This is a genomic window from Hahella chejuensis KCTC 2396, assembly GCF_000012985.1.
GTDB lineage: Bacteria > Pseudomonadota > Gammaproteobacteria > Pseudomonadales > Oleiphilaceae > Hahella > Hahella chejuensis.
Map to the genome: position 1 here is coordinate 2,137,549 of NC_007645.1, position 17,313 is coordinate 2,154,861.

The following is a 17,313-nucleotide window of genomic DNA, read 5'->3' on the forward strand; positions in this document are numbered from 1 at the left end:
CTGACCACGCTGGTGAATATCTATGGATAAAAAGCAAGTTGACGAATTGTTGCGTAAGGTTAAAGAGCAAGAATCGACAAGACATATTCATGTGCCATATAGAGAACGAATGGGGGGGGAACCCGACTTTGAAGTGAGTTATAAGCTTGCAATTGACCCGAAGTTGGAAGGAATTAAGGTAGCGCAAGGGATGCGATCAGATTTCCTTTACGATGGTGATGATCCATTGTCAGATGGTATACATATAATTTGGCCGGAATTTTTAGACAAAAGTGGTGAGGTAATCCGGGATAAAAATATAGAGCCTCCTGAAGAAGGTATGGCGCTAATGTGGATTATGTCACCTGAATCTAGAGAAAAGTTTCATAGAGATAGAATTAAGGTGGGTACTAAAGGCTATTGGGTTGTTGGGGCTAAGAGGCTAGCAAAGGTAACGGTGACGAAAATAATTGGTTTATATGAAGAAAAGATGTAGATAAAGGGTAAGGACAGAGCGGGACAGAATATATCAAACTAGTCGACGGAGCGGTCATCACTCCTTAATCTTTGCCCTGTGTTTAAATATACAGTTTTAGGGTTCAAGGATGAACCGCGCCAGAGATGAACTCATTTCCCTGTCCGATACCCGTTACTATCATTGTATTGCCCGCTGTCTTTGCAGGGGAGGTTATCTGTGGCAGTAACCTTTTCTCCGATCAAAGTTTTGAACACTGGCGTCTGTGGGTTGTGGGCCGCTTGATAAATCGTCAAAACAGGTCGCGTTGAGACTTGCGCAGGTTTGGCCAGCAGCATGCGCAGACAATTCTGGCACAGGTGGCTGAAAGGACTGGTATTCTGCACAATAATACCCAGTACATGCAGTATGTCTACAAGTGGCGCTTCAATCTCGGCAAAAGATATAGGAATAAGCGTTTTACTAAGCTTGTCCAATCGAGTTGGCGGAAAAGCTTTTCTTAGATTGTTCAGTAAGAAAGGCTGTAAAAATAACAAATGTAAGCCCGTTCCGATAATAGGCGATGAGCATATTTTTAAAGGTGAAATAGTAAACCGTACTGCTAAGGGATTCCATAGCTCTGCGGATTCTCATTACATGTTTGGATCTAAGGCCACAAGAATAATTAAGCGGTGGGGGCTAAGAAAAAACGGGGTTTATATGGCATCTGCCGAAATATGGGATGACAAAACCAAAAGATATAGACTTAAGAAAGTAACTACAATGTTCCCTGATCGGTGGTCAAAAGCACAGGTTTCAGCTGCACTGTATAAAGCTTGGGAAAAAAATAAACGTAAGAGTACTGGCTTAGTTAGAATTTCTGGGATGAAGATTAGGTACCATGTTGAGGGGGTGTACTTGAGAGGTTTCCCAATCCAGTAAAGGGCGAGAGTATGAGTAAGTCAAAATTAGTGTTTATTGATAATAAAAATTACGAATGGTACGCAACTCAGAATGACGAACATCCGGATTTCTGTTTGGTTTCGAAAGAGGGAGGGGACATCTGGGTACAGGTCTGCTTGTCAGATTCTGAGAAAGCTCATAGTCTTCAATATCTTGGTGGCCGTGCGGATCAAGCTATACCAGATGAAACAGCAAAAAGGATTATTGAGAGAATAATATATAAAGGTTACCTAAAGACCTATAAAGATTCTGATGTTGGATTGATTTTTTTTGATGGTGACCTAATTGAAAACTAATCATTAACAACGCAAAGAAACGCGGAATACCGCTTCGACAACGTCGGCAACCGCACCTACAGCATCATTGATGGCGTGCACACCGCCTACAGCTATGACGACAATGACCGCCTGACGCAACAGGGCGGCGTCACCTACGCGTATGACGCCAACGGCAATACACTGACGGAAACCGAAGACGGTCTGGTTACGGCGCGTTACACCTACAACACGAAGAACAAACTCCTCGCAGTAACAAAAGCGGGCGAGACCACCAGCTTCGGTTATAACCCAGACGGCATTCGCACCCGGAAAGCGGGAAGCGGCGCAAAACAAGTCAGCTACGTCTACGGCGACGACCTGCTAAGCCAGGCAAGAGCCGGCGACGTCGGCTACTATGTCTACGACGGCCAAGGCTCTGTCCGCTCTTTAACAAACCAGACCGGCGTCCAAACCGAAGCTACCACTACGACGCCTTCGGCATCCTGCTGCACAGCGAAGGAGACACCCCAAACAGCTACCTGTACACCGGAGAGCAGTACGATGCATCCCTGGATCAGTATTACCTAAGGGCGAGGTATTACGACCAGAATCAGGGGCGGTTTACGCAGATGGATACATGGATGGGAGTTAACTCCCATCCTGTTACGTTACATAAGTATCTTTATGCGAATGCTGATCCTGTAAATGGTATTAACCCAACCGGCAATAACACTATGACCATTTGCAATGGGAGGATTAATATGATGGGATTTTTGGCTGCTTCAGGAAAAGCTCTAGTGGGGGGATCTATAGCAATATTAACAAGTGACTCAGAAGTTAAAATTGATAAAAAGGTAACTCAGTTAGATATTTCTCTGGCAAGAGTAAAAGCTCGGACATGTGTGATTAATGGCGATAATGATTGTAAGATGGGAATACCGGTCGTATTTTTCGGAAATGATATATGGGAAGCTTCACAACACTATTGGGAAGCTCAAACTTTAATGGGATTGTCAGCAATTCTAAACTATAAATCTGGCGGTGGTGGGCGTGATTGGTACACAAGGCTGTCAGTGCCGCAGTGTTGGGGGCGAGGTATGACTCAAAAATGTGATGAATACCCTTTCAACTCCACTGAGCAGGGTGGGAAAGAGAACTACAAAGCAGGTAGAGTTTCGTTAAGACTCGTTAATGCTATCCATAATGGCGCGGCAGGAACTCAACTTCAGAAAATGTATTCTGCATGTGGATTAGTTTCCGGGAGTCCTATGGAAAGTGCCTTTGCCGCGATACCTGTTCCAGAGGGAGTGTCTGATTATAGTTGCCCTGGAGATTAGAACAATGGTCCACAGATTGCGTTTGCTCTTCACTTTGGCTTTTTTTCTCTTTCTAGTGGCTTGTAATAAACCTGGAAAAGAGCAAATGGATTCAAAGCTAATGACTATGAGCAAAAGAGATAAGCTATCTCTAATTTCAGAGATAGGAGAAGCTGACGATGTAAACAGAGCAAATGAAATAGCTGTGTTTTTAAATGACCACGATTTGGAAGTTTTATCTTCAGCTTGTTTTAATCTTGGATACTTGGGTGCGCGTGAGTATATTTCGTCCCTAGCATCTTTTCTACACCATGAGGATGACGGGGTGGCTAATATGTGCCTATCCGGCCTGGCGCTAATAGTTGATGAGAGGGAGGAATACTTGCTAGGTGATATCTATAACCGCTTAGATAGTACTAACTCACTCCTGGTGAAACTTAGTTCCATAGAAGCTATTGGTGCAATAGGAAGTGTTAAGTCGGTAGAAAAGCTTTCAAGAACATTTGAAACTGATGAACGTAATGCAGTAAGAACTGAGATAGTGATTGCGCTGGGAAAGATAAAGAGTGCTTCTGCGCTGCCGTTATTAGAAAGCTATCTCAAAGAGGTGAAAATGATGAATAAAAGCGCCCCTAATATGGGGGGAGTTAGAGGAACAGAGTCCCACTCAACTGTAATTATAGTTGCACTCGAAAATAGCATTGATGCTATAAAAAGCGTCGAAAACTGATAAGCGCACGGAAGTGTTCCTTGGATTAATAGGGTAAGAAAAGGATTAGTATGGATTTGCCAGAAAACATAGAGACACAGATAGTGGCGTATGTAAATATAGAATACGGTGAGGATGCTTTAACTATAAAGGATTTGAGTTATATAGGTGAGTTCTCTCAGAGTGGAGTGATAAAAAAGTATTGGTCATACCCCTGCTCAAAAAAGCCGGGTTGCTGGGCGACAGTAGAGGAGCATGAAGGCAGCTTTTTGATAAGCATTACTACACTTGCTCCAGAATAGATATATAAGATTCTGGGGCTAGGGAACCTCTTTAAAACGTTGGCGAGGACGCCAGTGCAAGGAAAAAGTCGGCGAAAAAGCACAGTTTATCGTGAATAAATGAGCATTTTGAGCCGACTTTTGGCGCAGCAGGGAGTTATTCAGAGGTTCCTTAGGAGCAGCGGCTAAGCATGGGAGGCTATTAATTCTGAGACTTGCCCTACGAACAAAGGGGGCAGAGAATTTGGCCGCTTTGCAAGAAAAAAATAAGTTTGTCGCAAAAATTGCTCAAGTTGTTGGTTGTGCAGCAGGTACATCATTAGGTTGCGTCGCAGTTTCAGCTATGATCACCTACTGTGTTTCTGCCTCCAAATTTATTGGCGTTTTAGCTGTCGCAAACTACTCGGCCTTGACCCAAACCACCAAGTGACAGCCGTGGTTGTCAGAAATAACATATGCGCGATGGCCTCTTTGTACAGGATCATTAAATCGACAGGGCTTAGCGCGCCAACCCCACCGAGATGGCGGCTAATATTCAGGGTGACAAATGTCGCCAGAATAAGCAGATAGGCAGTAATCAGCGGTCGCATCAGGCCTCGGATAGCATCGACAAACCACATCCTATAAGTTTGGCTCTGCTCTGAACCGGCTGGTGGAAGAGACCCAGCCGACTGGCGCGGTGCTCAGCTACAGCTATGACAAGGCGGGCAATAAAACCTCCGCCACCGTCACCCATCAGGGTAAAACGGAAACGACCACGTACCTGTACGATGCGTTAAACCGGCTGAGCAAAGTGATTGATCCTCAAGGCGGCGAGACCCTGTACGCCTACGATGCGGTGGGCAACCGTGAGAGCGTGACGCAAGCCAACGGCCAAACCACCGCCTATATCTACGACGCCCTGAACCGACTGACGCGTCAGACCACGGCAGATGCGGCGAACAATGTCATCGCCGACTACCGTTACACCCTGCACAGCACGGGGAGACGGGAGCAAATCGAAGAGCTGCACAACGGCCGGGTGTCGACCTATACCTACGACGCTCTGTATCGCCTGACGCATGACACGATCAGCGATCCGGTCAATGGCGACTACAGCGCGGAATACCGCTTCGACAAGGTCGGCAACCGCACCTACAGCATCATTGATGGCGTGCACATCGCCTACAGCTATGACGACAATGACCGCCTGACGCAACAGGGCGGCGTCACCTACGCGTATGACGCCAACGGCAATACACTGACGGAAACCGAAGACGGTCTGGTCACGGCGCGTTACACCTACAGCGCGAAGAATAAACTCCTCGCGGTAACCAAAGCGGGCGAGACCACCAGCTTCGGTTATAACCCGGACGGTATTCGCACCCGGAAAGCGGGAAGCGGCTCCACCACCGACTTTATCGTCGACCAGAACCGCGATTACGCCCAGGTGCTGCAAGAAGACGTCAACGGCGCCAAACAAGTCAGCTATGTGTACGGCGACGACCTGCTAAGCCAGGCAAGAGCCGGCGACGTCAGCTACTATGTCTATGACGGCCAAGGCTCCGTCCGCTCTTTAACAAACCAGACCGGCGTCCAAACCGACAACTACCACTACGACGCCTTCGGCATCCTGCTGCACAGCGAAGGAGACACTCCAAACAGCTACCTGTACACCGGAGAGCAATACGATGCATCGCTGGATCAGTATTACCTAAGGGCGAGGTATTACGACCAGAACCAGGGGCGGTTTACGCAGATGGATGCTTGGGAGGGAGAAAGTTATAGGCCGACAACATTGAATAAGTATATATATGCAGATAATGATCCTATAAGCAAGTTAGACCCTACAGGACGGTATTCTGTATCATTATCTGGGATGGGGACCGCTTTTAATGTTAGTGGCGTCATCAATACAATTGGGATAAGTGCAATTCTTGCATATGAGTATGATAGTAATAGCACTATTGACAACTCGATTTTTTCAGATCTTGAAGTTATATCTGCACACGCGTCAGTGAAGTCGAAGGCGGATGCAAAAGCTAATCAACTATCTCTTGAAGTTCAGAAGGCAATTAGCGCCACTTCTGAAAGTGAAGGTTGGCATGCCCATCACACTGTACCTGTTTATACGTGCGGAGCAGTTGAACAGTCTCCTAACATGGTGCCCTTAAAGTCTAGTTTTCATAGAGCGTTACATGGTAGTTTAAGGCTGTATGCTGAATTTCTTGATAAGTCTTATGGTGCAGAGTTTGAATCTAATAGATCTATATTTGACCATACATCTAAGAAAAATAGATCTGGATTGCAAAAGGTTGCTAGTACATCTGTCGGAAGAGCTTATATAGCAAACCATCTAGATATTTTTTATAGCTTTGGGTGGTACGCAGGAAATAAATATTTCAAACAAAGATTTGAAAGTGAGAGGAATTTATTTATATCAACGTCATATAGGAACTCGCTTCCATCATGCCAGAGATAATTTAATAAATAAGGAGTTGCTATGGATTTACCGGAAAATATAGAGACACAGATAGTGGAGTATGTAAATATAGAATACGGTGATGATGCTTTAACTATAAAGGATTTGAGTTATATAGGTGAGTTCTCTCGGAGTGGAGTGGTAAAAAAGTATTGGTCATACCCCTGCTCAAATAAGCCGGGTTGCTGGGCGACAGTAGAGGAGTATGAAGGCAGCTTTTTGATAAGCATTACTACACTTGCTCCAGAATAGATATATAAGATTCTGGGGCTAGGGAACCTCTGAAAAACGTTGGCGAGGCCGCCAGTGCAAGGAAAAAGTCGGCGAAAAAGCACAGTTTATCGTGAATAAATGAGCATTTTGAGCCGACTTTTGGCGCAGCAGGGAGTTATTCAGAGGTTCATTAGGAGCAGCGGCTAAGCATGGGAGGCTATTAATTCTGAGACTTGCCCTACGAACAAAGGGGGCAGAGAATTTGGCCGCTTTGCAAGAAAAAAGTAAGTTTGTCGCAAAAATTGCTCAAGTTGTTGGTTGTGCAGCAGGTACATCATTAGGTTGCGTCGCAGTTTCAGCTATGATCACCTACTGTGTTTCTGCCTCCAAATTTATTGGCGTTTTAGCTGTCGCAAACTACTCGGCCTTGACCCAAACCACCAAGTGACGGCCGTCGTTGTCAGAAATAACATCTGCGCGATGGCCTCTTTGTACAGGACCATTAAATCGACCGGGCTCAACGCGCCAACGCCACCGAGATGGCGGCTAATATTCAGGGTGACAAACGTCGCCAGAATAAGCAGATAGACAGTAATCAGTGGTCGCATCAGGTCCCGGATAGCGTCCACAAACCACATCCCATACGTTTGGCTCTGCTCTGAACCGGCTGGTGGAACAGCCGCAGCCGACTGGCGCGGTGCTCAGCTACGGCTATGACAAGGCGGGCAATAAAACCTCCGCCACCGTCACCTATCAAGGGAAAGCGGCAAGCGGCGTAACCACCGACTTTATCGTCGACCAAAACCGCGACTACGCCCAGGTGCTGCAAGAAGTCGTCAACGGCGCCAAACAAGTCAGCTACGTCTACGGCGACGACCTGCTAAGCCAAGCAAGAGCCGGCGACGTCAGCTACTATGTCTACGACGGCCAAGGCTCCGTCCGCTCTTTAACAAACCAGACCGGCGTCCAAACCGACAGCAACCACTACGACGCCTTCGGTATCCTGCTGCACAGCGAAGGAGACACCCCTAACAGTTATCTGTACACCGGAGAGCAGTACGATGCATCGCTCGATCAGTACTACCTAAGGGCGAGGTATTACGACCAGAAGCAGGGGCGGTTTACGCAGATGGGGATTAACTCTGATCCTGTTACGTTGCACAAGTATCTTTATGCTAATGCTGACTCGGTAAACAACATTGACCCTTCGGGCAAGTTCTCGATAGGGCAACTGATGGCAGGTGTTCAGGCAACAGGAAGATTAGCAGCCATGGCTGTGGTCCGTATAAGGTCACTAGCGTCCGCTGCAATGAGTAGTGGTGGTAGCGCGTCTGGAGCTGCAAATATCCTAGCCCGCTCTTATAAATTTTTAAGAGGCATAGCTAAAAAGTGTAAACCTGGCAAAGCAGATAAGGGTAATATATGTACATATGCTGTTGGATATGTGAAAGCGGAGGCTAAGGTAGAGTTTTTGTTAGCTAGTACACCTTCAAAATGGACTAAGAAAAATAGAATATCAACTATTGTTGGCGCATTTGATATGAAAACGACTAAAGCGTCAGCGGCATTTATTTTAGGGAAGAGAGCTATGCCCAGCAATGTTAATCAAAAATTGAAAGGGAAGGTTGAAAATCTAGGAGTGACACTAGGTTGTGCAGATGAAGATATATACGGAACTTCTATGAAGTTTGGAAATTGTGCGGAATTTAATGCAGCTAACCAACTGCTAAACGGAGGGGCGAAAGCTAAAAGGATCCGTTGGAAATTGGCTTATTAAATAAATGATAGAACTGGGACTTATACCAGAAGAGGCGGGGTAAAGCCGTATTGCCAAAATTGCGTTGGTATGTTTAATCTTAAGAATGTAAAGTGATTTTGATAAAAATGAAAGATGTGCATTTTTATAAAGACGTCATAGACGGAAAAAAGACAGTACCTCTGAAATTAATAGATGTTGGCCTGGATATAGAGACTGAAGACAGGGTATTGAATTATGCTTTTGAAAAGTTCGCTGAGGTCGCTTCCGATAATGATGCAAAGCTTCTTGATGAATATTTAAAAGGTGACATCTATGTTTATAGTATTTAAAAGTTTTTGGCCATAAGAACTATAGGAGAAATAGGCGGTGATGATTACGAGAATAAAATGAAAGATTTCTTTTATTCGGAAAATAAGGTCTTATCATCGATTGCTTTAAGCTCCTTGTGTGAGATGTATTCACGTAACGTATTAAGCGGGAGTATGAGAGTTGATTTCCAACAAACGATGCTCTCCTTAATTCATAATGACAAGTCTGCTTCTGAAGATGTTATAGAGTGTTATTTGGCATTAAAGCGAGGAGGATATGAGGACTTTGATGAGGTATTTTCTAACTTAAAAGAGAAAAATCCTGAGGCAGCTTACCTTGTGGAGAAATGGAGTTAAGAATGCTGTCTCATGCAGAACGAACAGGCTCTGAGTTACGAGGGGGCGAGGCGCTTGTGTTGCGACACATGGCTGTCTAACTTTGCCGGGGCAGAAGGACAATAAGCTTGTTCTCATTCTGACGCGTCAAACCACGACGGATGCGGTGGACAACGTCATCGCCGTCTACCGTTACACCCTGCACAGCACGGGGAGACGGGAGCAAATCGAAGAGCCGCACAACGGCCGGGTGTCGACCTATACCTACGACGCCCTGTATCGCATGACGCATGACGCGATCAGCGATCCAGTTAATGGCGACTACAGCGCGGAATACCGCTTCGACAAAGTCGGCAATCGCACCTACAGCATCATCAACGGTGTCCACACCGCCTACAGCTATGACGACAATGACCGCCTGACGCAACAGGGCTGCGTCACCTACAGGTATGACGCCAACGGCAATACGCTGACGGAAACCGAAGACGGTCTGGTCACCGCTCGTTACACCTACAGCGCGAAGAACAAACTCCTCGCGGTAACAAAAGCGGGCGAGACCACCAGCTTCGGTTATAACCCGGACGGTATTCGCACTCGGAAAGCGGGAAGCGGCGCAACCACCGACTTTATCGTCGACCAGAACCGCGACTACGCCCAGGTGCTGCAAGAAGTCGTCAACGGCGCCAAACAGGTCAGCTATGTGTACGGCGACGACCTGCTAAGCCAAGGTCGATTTGTCAACCTTTAACTTTGATAAGATGTTGGAAGAATATGGCTATGGCATATCAATTTCAGATTAGCTAAGGAACCTCTGAAAAACATTGGCGAGGCCACCAATACAAGGAAAAAGTCGGCGAAAAAGCTCAGTTTATCGTGAATAAATGAGCATCTTGAGCCGATTTTTTGGCGCAGCAGGGAGTTATTCTAAGGCTACCTAAGTTGGAAATAAGTCATGAAAGTCGGTAAGTATGAGCTACCAAAAGAAATTGACTCTTTGATTGAGTCTGGAATATGGCCATTGACTGATGATCAAGAGTTTGCTCAGCATGAAAAAATGCTAATAGAGAAAAGTATGCTGTCGAGAGTGGTCATTGATGAGGCAAAGATTTATTTCTATAAACCTCCATTCCTAAATGCAAAAAAAAGGATTGAGTATGGAGATGATATAGTTTTATCTAAGTTTGACAGCAACGAAAATATTGACCCAGAGAAGCTAATTATACTTGGTGATTTCGGTGCTGGTAGTGACTCTTTTTGGGGGGTGTATTATAAAGATGAGCTGTCTGCACCCATTGTGATTAAAGAAAAATGGAATGAGAATGGAAAACGGCTGGGATGGGTGGAACTATTTTCTAATTTTTCCGAGCTTTGTGAATTGTTAGAAAAATGATTTCTCACGATGTATGCAGGTTAAGGAGCTCTGGGTCGGTGAGTATTCAAAAATTCTATGATGTGCACATAACGAACTCACTAACCCTTTCGTATTTGGCTTGGCCTTGACCCAAACCACCAAGTGACGGCCGTCGTTGTCAGAAATAACATCTGCGCGATGGCCTCTTTGTACAGCAATGTCATCAACTTAAGACATTTTCCTTTAAATATCATATAATTACAACTCATTTATTAACATGGAAAATGCATTTTGAATCGTAGACCCATCCCTCCCGTTGACACCAGCAGCCAGATCATGATTGAAAATTGCACACAAAATAACCAACCTGCTTGACTGCCCTGAATTCATCTCCGCCCACCGCGTCCTGCCTCACCACTTCACTCGCAAACGCCATCTCACCTTCAAAAATCTCGTACTGTTTCTGCTCAACCAACCCAACAGCGCTCTGCAAACCGAGTTGGATCAGTTCTTCCGGGTCTTGACTGACGCCGCCCTGGAAACCCAGGTCGTCACGGCTCAGGCTTTCAGCAAAGCCCGCAAAAAACTCAAACCCTCCGCCCTGCAAGCCTTGAACGAAGTATTACAGGCCCAGATTGATCTCTGCCGGCAACGCCAGACCTGGCAGGGGATGCGCCTACTCGCCATCGATGGCTCCACCGTCCACTTACCCCTGGAAGATGCTTTGGCCCGGCATTTCGGGGCCCATAGCGGTTTTCCCGTGGCCCGGTTGTCCGTGCTACTGGACATCGCTGACAACCAGGCTTTGCACAACCTGATAGTGACCCCGGATATCGACGAGCGGGGCTGTGCCGCCATGCACCTGGAGCACGCCCCTGACAACAGCCTCATCCTGTTCGACCGGGGGTATCCGGCGCACTGGCTGTTCGCTGAATGTCAGCGCCGGCAGCAACACTTCCTGATGCGTATGCCCGTCAACTTCAATCCGGAAGTCACGCAATTCCTCCACTCCGACAAGGCCGAGCAGACGATCCATCTGACCTGCCGCAGTTGGAGCACCCGCCAAGCCTGTGAACAGGCCGGCGTCGACCCGCAAACCGTGATTCCGTTACGCCTGATCCGGGTCATCCTGTCAACTGGAGAAGTCGAGGTGCTGGCCACCTCCTTGCTCGACGCCGACAGGTTTCCACTCGCTCTCTTCTCCGATCTCTACCACCGCCGCTGGGGGATCGAATCCGACTACCGACGACTCAAGCAAACCCTGCAACTGGATAACTTCAGCGGTCGCACCGTCACCGCCGTGCTCCAGGACTTTCACGCCCAACAACTGTTGAAGAACCTGGCCATGCTCATGCAGGCCCTGCAACAGCCGCTCATCGAGCAGCAGTGCCGGCGCCGCAAACTGCGCTGGAAGGCTAACTTTGCGGGGGCGCCCAGCCGCAAGGGGTGTCTCGGCTGAAAAATACCCTGGCGGCATGGCTGCTCCGGCCCAGCACGATCATCCTGGAAAACCTGTTCCGCTTGATCCGTAACAGCCTCAGCGCCATCCGTCCTGATCGAAGCTTTCCACGCAAACGACGACGATCAGCCAGCCGAGGTTGTGAAGGTTACAAACCGACTCGCTAACGCCAACTCTCAACTACCCTGAGCAGACTGTGCCTGACACGGGTCGGCTCGCACTCGCCTGCCATCTTGCATTCCGGGGCGCAAACCCGCTTGGATACGATGGGAGCTTGGTCGCTGCCTGACATACTCCCCGGGATTGACCGCAGAAGCCAATCTCGAACCCACTTTTAACCGCCGCCGCTCTTCTTGAACTATGCCTGCGGCCTTAAGTTGATGACATTGACTTGAAGGTTGGTCCTACCTGTTGGTTTCGCTCTCTCTTGGACAATACTCAATTAAGCCGCAAGCAATTCCGGCTGATACTCTTTGCCCTGCTTGAGCAAGGCGTACGCTGTCCGTACGGTTTTATTGACTAAAGCAATGGCGGCCACTTTCTTACCCCGTCTGGCTACCAGCTGACTCAGCCACACCTCTTTTTGGGTTCGGCAGGGACGCCTTTCCAATTGGGTAATGGTCGCTAACGCCCCTTGAAACAGGGCGCTACGTAGCCTGCTGTTACCCGAGACTCGGGAGATCGAGCCGATTCTTTCTTTGCCGCCGCTGCTATTATGTTGCACGGGGGTGAGGCCAACGCAGGCGGCCGCTTCACGGCCATTTTTAAAGTGTCCTGGGTTGCCTAATACGATTTTTAACAGTAAAGCACCTACCGGACCCACTCCTTCCAGAGCCTGCAGGCGTCGGCACTGTTCGTCTTTTTTGATCAGTTCGGCCAGCTTGTGCTCGATGTCGGCGATCTCTTCAACGGTTCTCAAAAAATGCCGCCACATAGTCAAAAGTACCGAGCGAAATGACAATGTCAGATCATTCCCGGCATCTTCTAGTATTTCCGGTACGGCTCAATTTAATGCGCGATCCCCCTGAGCAATGGGGAGCCCAAACTCCAGTAGCAGTCCGCGTAACTGATTACTCAGGCTCACTTTTTGTTTTACCAGCAGGTCGCGCATGCACTCTATTCCTTGCAAACACTGCTCTTGCGCCGAGATCACTCTGCTGGTTTTAATGTGAGGCTGCCTGACCGCAATCGCCAACGCATCATTTGCGTCGGTTTTCTGGCCTTGGCGAAAGGCTTTCACTTGTCGTGCCGAAATGGCTTTGACATAGTGGCCAGCGGCTTCAGCATACCGCCCCCAGTAATGGGTACCGCCACAAGACTCCATGGCGACCATGGACACTTTTTCGCGTATCAGAAATGTCTTCAGGGATGTTCGTGTCATCGCTTTATTAAAAACCACCCGACCATGCTGGTCGGTTTTACAGACTTGAAAGACATTCTTTGCCAGATCAATGGCGATCACGTTAAGCTTCTGCATAGTATGGACTCTCGGGTAAAGGTTTTGTCGCTGATTACCTTATTCCCCTCCGGGGAAGGGAGTCCATACATCTGTTGACGTTTCACATCGGCAGCCATAAATACCCACAAGCCATGGCGACCATACTTTCATAGTTTCTCTTCAACTTGTCATACCGAGACTGTAATTTGTGTATCTGCCTGTCACTAGTACCCTATTGAGGGGTTTAAGGATAGGTAGACAATGAATCGTAAAGAATTAGAGGCATTTGCCCGTGAGGCAGCCAAATCTCTGAAGACAGAAAAGGATCTCAGTGAGTTCCGTCACAATTATGAATGGCTCGTCAAAGTTGTATCGTGCCTAATAGTGTCCCAGATGTGTACCGGGGTATTTAATTTAGTATTGATGTTTGTTTTGTGTAAGTTATTGAATTTTATTGGTTGTATTTTCTGTCTGTTTGAAAAAAAGCCCCTGGGGAAGGGGCTGAGTCTACTCTAGCTCTAAACTAGTGAGGTTTACTCAGTGTGAAATCTTTTCCTTAAACAGGGAGACCTTGTCTCTGAGGTATTTGATTCTGTTTTCAAGGTTGTGCTTGTAGGTTTCGAGTCTTGGTTTGACTTCTTTGTCCACGGCTTTTTCGGCTTGCATCTTGGCGTAGGCGGACATCATGTTTGCGTTCCAGCGTATTCTGCCGCGTACGTCATAGGTGGCTGCGTCGATGTTGCGGGCGAAGTCTTTGAGAGTGTTGTTCTTGGCCCGGATACGGGCGACGACTGCTTTCAGGCTCTTATCTTCGTTATCCAGATCAGCGCCGAGCTGATTTAGAACTTTTTTTCCTTCCTGCTCAACCGTAGTCAGTCCGGATTGCAGTTGGCGTTGCAGTTGGTCCTTTAAAGTGGTTAGCCGTTCCATTTGGCTTTTTGAGTTTTTTGCCGACATCTTCGCGCCTTGAAGTCAGGTTATATGGCTAAATTTGAATCAGATACTAGAAGCAAAAATTAGAATAATCATCCTAATTTGTGAGGCGGTGATCAGAGGGGCTAAGGTGGGGAAGACCGCCGGTTTGAAGCCGGCGGGAGTGGAGTAGAGGATTAGTCGACCCAGGTCAAAATCTGGCGAACCAGTTTTTCTATTCCAGCGGCGGCTTCGGAAATGCGGCTCGCCAGCATATAGGCTGGAGTAGAGACGACCTTGCGTTCTTCGTCCACTACTACGTCGTCCACGGCGCAGTTCACATGCTGCCCGCCCATACTTTCAATTGCGCCTGCGACGTCCCTATTGTCGCCAATGGTGCATTTGACGCCTGCGCCATAAATATGAGGAATCATAGTTGGGGCAATGCAGACATAACCAGCGGGTTTACCCGCTTCAGCGAAGGCCTTAGCGACTCGCTCCACCTGCGGTAGAATTTTCATGTCGACGCCGTCAACAGCGAAGGTGGAGAGGTTTTTCGCTGCGCCGAACCCACCCGGAAAGATCAGGGCGTCAAACTCATCAGGATTGAGTTCAGCAAGTTCTTTGATGTCGCCGCGGGCTAAGCGGGCAGACTCCAGTAATACGTTGCGTGACGCTCCCGGCACAGGCTCTCCGCTAATATGATTCACCACTTGCACCAGATTAATATCCGGGGCGAAGCACTGATATTTTGCATCGTTGCTGTCCAGCGCTAAAAGAGTGATGACGGACTCATAGATTTCCGCGCCATCGAGGTACCCACAGCCTGACAAAACCACAGCAATATTAGCCATTGTAACTCCTCCCTTTTTCTCAGCTTAGCTTTAATCAGTCTTAACTATTTATGCCAACATACTTTAGCCCGGCGGGTTTGCATTTTCTATGCTATGGTGAATTTAGACCCACCAGAACAATCCGCCATGAATTTGAGATCGCTTTGGTTCAAATTCGGAGCAATTTGTGTCTGCTTCGCCGTGATTTTGATCATGATCTTTATGGCGGGGTTGCAGGTATTTTTTGCCCCAATGGCCAGGGACTTGGAATCTCAACGCGCCCGTCTTGACATAGACAGGGTGACAGGCGCTTTATTTCATGAGCTAACTAATCTGCATCAATACACCCTGGACTGGGCGGCTTGGGACGATACTTACCGCTTTATCGAAGCCCCTTACCCTGAATATGTAGAATCCAATCTTGGCGACCCCACACTCGTTAACCTCAAGCTGGATGCGATGATGCTTTACAAACCTAATGGCGAGGTGGTCTGGGGAAAGACTTGGGATCAGGAAACGGGAGAAACGCTGGCGGTCAAAGAACTTCCCTTGGACGGCCCGCCCGATCCGGGGTTTATCCTGGGCGTGGCGCTTGGTGACTTTAAGGACCCGTACTCAGGGTATTCCGGGATCATGGGGACTGAATCCGGGCTGATGTTTGTCAGCGTACGCCCTGTGTTTCGCTCTAACCTCACTGGGCCTGCGAATGGCGTATTGTTATTTGGCCGCTTGGTGCGCGGGCGGTTGTTACAGAATGTGCAGCAGTTGGTGGGGGTTCCTTTCGCGGTCTTTTGGATGCATGACCCAAAGCTCAGTGATGACTTGCGCGATATTGCTGACAGATTGACGGTGGATGAACCTATCTATACCCGGGAAGTCAGCGATTCTAAATTGGAAGGCTACACGCTGATTCCTGATATTGAGAGCGATCTTAGTATTCTGGTGCGTATCAACGCCGACCGCGACTTCTTTAATCTCACCGCAGCGACGTTCGATCGGGCGATGAGCTACGCCTCCTATTTATTGACAGCCGTATTGGGCATCTTCGCCTTTCTTGTTTTGATGCTGGTGTTGCGTCCATTGGCGCGTTTGGAGGCTTATGTCCGGCGTGTTCAAAGTCAGCCGCAATTAGAAAAGCTGGATCTGCCCAAGCTGCCGAGAGACGAAATAGGGAAGCTTGGCAGAGCGTTTTATCAGTTGTTATGTCAGTTGCAGGAGCAGAGTGAAAAGCTGCGTGAGATGTCCTTTCGTGATGAACTGACGGGACTTGCGAACCGTCGAGCGGTCATTGGATATTTGGATGAGCGCTGGAGGTTGGCCTTGGAGCAGAAGTCGGATATCGCCATTATTATCTGCGATGTCGATTATTTTAAGGACTTTAATGACCACTATGGCCATGACATGGGCGATGAAGTGCTCAAGGAGGTCGCCTCGGCGTTGCGTCGGGGGGCTAACAAGCGCCTTGATCTTGTGGCCCGCTATGGAGGGGAAGAGTTTTTAATCGTGTTGCCTGGAGCTGATTTGCATATTGGAGAGCAGGTGGCTGAGCGTTTGGTGAAACGCGTCTATGAAATGAAACTCCCTCATCACTTTTCGCAAATAGCGCAATATGTGTCCGTAAGTTGCGGCGTCGCGGCAGGGTCTCCAGGAGAAGACGAGACTAAAGAGGAGTGGATTCGATTAGCGGACGAAGCCTTATACAAAGCCAAGGAGTCTGGAAGGAACCGGTTCGCTGCGATCAATCCTGCGGACTTACGCCGTGTAAAAAGCAGTGGCTCCTATAACTCCGTTAACCCCTGAATATTTGTCCACTCGAATTTTGGGCGTCGGTATTGAAGAGCCGCTTCGAATTACTGGAAGCGCGGCTGTGAGATGGGAGGCTGATTCCCGCGCCCTGTATCTGGATAACATTCAAGTGCTGAATGTGGAATCCCGCTTTATTAATCGTTTTGTGCCTGAGGGTGTTCGTAAGCCGCTATGGGACAGCATCAGTGACTGGCTGAATGCTTACTACGGCGCCTATCCTGTCTATCGACTGAAAGAGTCTACGAGTATTGCAAGTAAAGTTGTTGGCTCCGTGCGAAAAATCTCCGTGGAAGATGATAGGGTGAGACTCCTTTTGTGAGTGTGGATAAGGCCTGGTCTCCTGTCTCAAACGTTCGGAAATCCCTGTATGCCCTATAGGATAGGGAGATTCTCGGATTTTTATTCCTGCAGAGATGACTAAAATTCATCTTTACTTGTCGATGATTGGCTGATTGTCGTCAGAAAGTCGAGCTATACC

22 protein-coding genes and 1 pseudogene are annotated in these 17,313 nt (G+C 48.0%); 18 read left to right on the forward strand and 5 right to left on the reverse strand.

The window, feature by feature from the left end; translation table 11 throughout:
- The first annotated feature begins 22 nt into the window (after positions 1-22).
- The 16 genes from HCH_RS09460 (at position 23) to HCH_RS09535 (ending at position 11,846) form a co-directional block, all read left to right on the forward strand.
- Positions 23-475 (forward strand): hypothetical protein, encoded by a 453-nt coding sequence (locus HCH_RS09460; protein WP_049780895.1) that lies wholly within the window; start codon positions 23-25, stop codon positions 473-475.
- A gap of 387 nt (positions 476-862) precedes the next feature.
- On the forward strand, positions 863-1,375 hold the full coding sequence (locus tag HCH_RS09465; RefSeq protein WP_041598543.1) for an EndoU domain-containing protein: 513 nt from the start codon (positions 863-865) through the stop codon (positions 1,373-1,375).
- Positions 1,376-1,386: 11 nt separating this feature from the next.
- Positions 1,387-1,692 (forward strand): hypothetical protein, encoded by a 306-nt coding sequence (locus HCH_RS09470; protein ID WP_041598544.1) that lies wholly within the window; start codon positions 1,387-1,389, stop codon positions 1,690-1,692.
- 75 nt (positions 1,693-1,767) lie between these two features.
- Positions 1,768-2,241 carry a Rhs family protein gene (locus HCH_RS09475; protein WP_011395991.1) on the forward strand — a complete coding sequence of 158 codons (474 nt, stop codon included), beginning with the start codon at positions 1,768-1,770 and terminating at the stop codon, positions 2,239-2,241.
- Positions 2,193-2,990, forward strand: coding sequence for an RHS repeat-associated core domain-containing protein (locus HCH_RS34710; protein ID WP_238385013.1), 798 nt, complete (start codon positions 2,193-2,195; stop codon positions 2,988-2,990). Before HCH_RS09475 ends, HCH_RS34710 begins: the two co-directional genes overlap by 49 nt.
- A 4-nt stretch (positions 2,991-2,994) precedes the next feature.
- Positions 2,995-3,699 carry a HEAT repeat domain-containing protein gene (locus HCH_RS09480; RefSeq protein ID WP_083769741.1) on the forward strand — a complete coding sequence of 235 codons (705 nt, stop codon included), beginning with the start codon at positions 2,995-2,997 and terminating at the stop codon, positions 3,697-3,699.
- A gap of 504 nt (positions 3,700-4,203) precedes the next feature.
- A complete protein-coding gene (locus HCH_RS34170; protein WP_158304942.1) occupies positions 4,204-4,389 on the forward strand; it encodes a hypothetical protein in 186 nt (61 codons plus the stop codon).
- 363 nt (positions 4,390-4,752) lie between these two features.
- Entirely contained in the window at positions 4,753-6,420 is a 1,668-nt protein-coding gene (locus tag HCH_RS09495; RefSeq protein WP_420794873.1) for an RHS repeat domain-containing protein, read from the forward strand.
- Positions 6,421-6,441: 21 nt separating this feature from the next.
- Positions 6,442-6,672: a hypothetical protein gene (locus HCH_RS09500; RefSeq protein ID WP_041598547.1), complete on the forward strand. Its 231-nt coding sequence runs from the start codon at positions 6,442-6,444 to the stop codon at positions 6,670-6,672.
- A 223-nt stretch (positions 6,673-6,895) separates the two neighbouring features.
- Positions 6,896-7,081, forward strand: coding sequence for a hypothetical protein (locus HCH_RS34175; RefSeq protein ID WP_158304943.1), 186 nt, complete (start codon positions 6,896-6,898; stop codon positions 7,079-7,081).
- A 222-nt stretch (positions 7,082-7,303) separates the two neighbouring features.
- The gene (locus tag HCH_RS34715; RefSeq protein ID WP_011395996.1) at positions 7,304-8,410 is read left to right on the forward strand and encodes an RHS repeat-associated core domain-containing protein; all 1,107 of its coding nucleotides are present in this window, start codon (positions 7,304-7,306) and stop codon (positions 8,408-8,410) included.
- Between the two features lie 107 nt (positions 8,411-8,517).
- Positions 8,518-8,721, forward strand: coding sequence for a hypothetical protein (locus HCH_RS09515; RefSeq protein ID WP_148212530.1), 204 nt, complete (start codon positions 8,518-8,520; stop codon positions 8,719-8,721).
- Positions 8,722-8,778: 57 nt separating this feature from the next.
- Positions 8,779-9,057, forward strand: a complete 279-nt coding sequence (locus HCH_RS09520; RefSeq protein WP_041598548.1) for a hypothetical protein — start codon at positions 8,779-8,781, stop codon at positions 9,055-9,057.
- Positions 9,058-9,139: 82 nt separating this feature from the next.
- Positions 9,140-9,784 (forward strand): Rhs family protein, encoded by a 645-nt coding sequence (locus HCH_RS09525; protein WP_011395998.1) that lies wholly within the window; start codon positions 9,140-9,142, stop codon positions 9,782-9,784.
- Between the two features lie 204 nt (positions 9,785-9,988).
- A complete protein-coding gene (locus HCH_RS09530; RefSeq protein ID WP_011395999.1) occupies positions 9,989-10,426 on the forward strand; it encodes a hypothetical protein in 438 nt (145 codons plus the stop codon).
- 301 nt (positions 10,427-10,727) lie between these two features.
- Complete coding sequence (locus HCH_RS09535; RefSeq protein ID WP_011396000.1) at positions 10,728-11,846, forward strand: IS4-like element ISHch2 family transposase; 1,119 nt, start codon at positions 10,728-10,730, stop codon at positions 11,844-11,846.
- Positions 11,847-12,288: 442 nt separating this feature from the next.
- Here the strand turns inward: HCH_RS09535 and HCH_RS34565 are convergent, their stop codons facing one another.
- From HCH_RS34565 to elbB, 5 genes and pseudogenes are all read right to left on the reverse strand, one after another.
- Complete coding sequence (locus HCH_RS34565; protein ID WP_202945295.1) at positions 12,289-12,765, reverse strand: transposase; 477 nt, start codon at positions 12,763-12,765, stop codon at positions 12,289-12,291.
- Positions 12,766-12,849: 84 nt separating this feature from the next.
- A complete protein-coding gene (locus HCH_RS34570) occupies positions 12,850-13,323 on the reverse strand; it encodes an IS110 family transposase (protein WP_011396003.1) in 474 nt (157 codons plus the stop codon).
- A gap of 82 nt (positions 13,324-13,405) precedes the next feature.
- Positions 13,406-13,483: pseudogene (locus HCH_RS33635) on the reverse strand (IS5/IS1182 family transposase); the annotation flags it as partial.
- Between the two features lie 338 nt (positions 13,484-13,821).
- A complete protein-coding gene (locus tag HCH_RS09550) occupies positions 13,822-14,241 on the reverse strand; it encodes a hypothetical protein (RefSeq protein WP_011396004.1) in 420 nt (139 codons plus the stop codon).
- A 152-nt stretch (positions 14,242-14,393) separates the two neighbouring features.
- The gene (elbB, locus tag HCH_RS09555; RefSeq protein ID WP_011396005.1) at positions 14,394-15,050 is read right to left on the reverse strand and encodes an isoprenoid biosynthesis glyoxalase ElbB; all 657 of its coding nucleotides are present in this window, start codon (positions 15,048-15,050) and stop codon (positions 14,394-14,396) included.
- A gap of 231 nt (positions 15,051-15,281) precedes the next feature.
- Here elbB and HCH_RS09560 point away from each other — a divergent pair, with 231 nt between their 5' ends.
- Positions 15,282-16,829, forward strand: coding sequence for a sensor domain-containing diguanylate cyclase (locus HCH_RS09560; RefSeq protein ID WP_158304944.1), 1,548 nt, complete (start codon positions 15,282-15,284; stop codon positions 16,827-16,829).
- Positions 16,801-17,154 carry a DUF1439 domain-containing protein gene (locus HCH_RS09565; protein ID WP_011396007.1) on the forward strand — a complete coding sequence of 118 codons (354 nt, stop codon included), beginning with the start codon at positions 16,801-16,803 and terminating at the stop codon, positions 17,152-17,154. The genes HCH_RS09560 and HCH_RS09565 overlap by 29 nt, the downstream gene beginning before the upstream one ends.
- The last annotated feature ends 159 nt before the right edge of the window (positions 17,155-17,313 follow it).

Bases quoted from the DNA above. Each gene is read 5' to 3' on its own strand.
- HCH_RS09460 (WP_049780895.1), top strand. From the start codon at position 23: ATGGATAAAAAGCAAGTTGACGAATTGTTGCGTAAGGTTAAAGAGCAA.
- HCH_RS09465 (WP_041598543.1), top strand. From the start codon at position 863: ATGTCTACAAGTGGCGCTTCAATCTCGGCAAAAGATATAGGAATAAGC.
- HCH_RS09470 (WP_041598544.1), top strand. From the start codon at position 1,387: ATGAGTAAGTCAAAATTAGTGTTTATTGATAATAAAAATTACGAATGG.
- HCH_RS09480 (WP_083769741.1), top strand. From the start codon at position 2,995: ATGGTCCACAGATTGCGTTTGCTCTTCACTTTGGCTTTTTTTCTCTTT.
- HCH_RS09500 (WP_041598547.1), top strand. From the start codon at position 6,442: ATGGATTTACCGGAAAATATAGAGACACAGATAGTGGAGTATGTAAAT.
- HCH_RS09515 (WP_148212530.1), top strand. From the start codon at position 8,518: ATGAAAGATGTGCATTTTTATAAAGACGTCATAGACGGAAAAAAGACA.
- HCH_RS09520 (WP_041598548.1), top strand. From the start codon at position 8,779: ATGAAAGATTTCTTTTATTCGGAAAATAAGGTCTTATCATCGATTGCT.
- HCH_RS09530 (WP_011395999.1), top strand. From the start codon at position 9,989: ATGAAAGTCGGTAAGTATGAGCTACCAAAAGAAATTGACTCTTTGATT.
- HCH_RS34570 (WP_011396003.1), bottom strand. From the start codon at position 13,323: ATGCAGAAGCTTAACGTGATCGCCATTGATCTGGCAAAGAATGTCTTT.
- HCH_RS09550 (WP_011396004.1), bottom strand. From the start codon at position 14,241: ATGTCGGCAAAAAACTCAAAAAGCCAAATGGAACGGCTAACCACTTTA.
- elbB (WP_011396005.1), bottom strand. From the start codon at position 15,050: ATGGCTAATATTGCTGTGGTTTTGTCAGGCTGTGGGTACCTCGATGGC.
- HCH_RS09560 (WP_158304944.1), top strand. From the start codon at position 15,282: ATGGCCAGGGACTTGGAATCTCAACGCGCCCGTCTTGACATAGACAGG.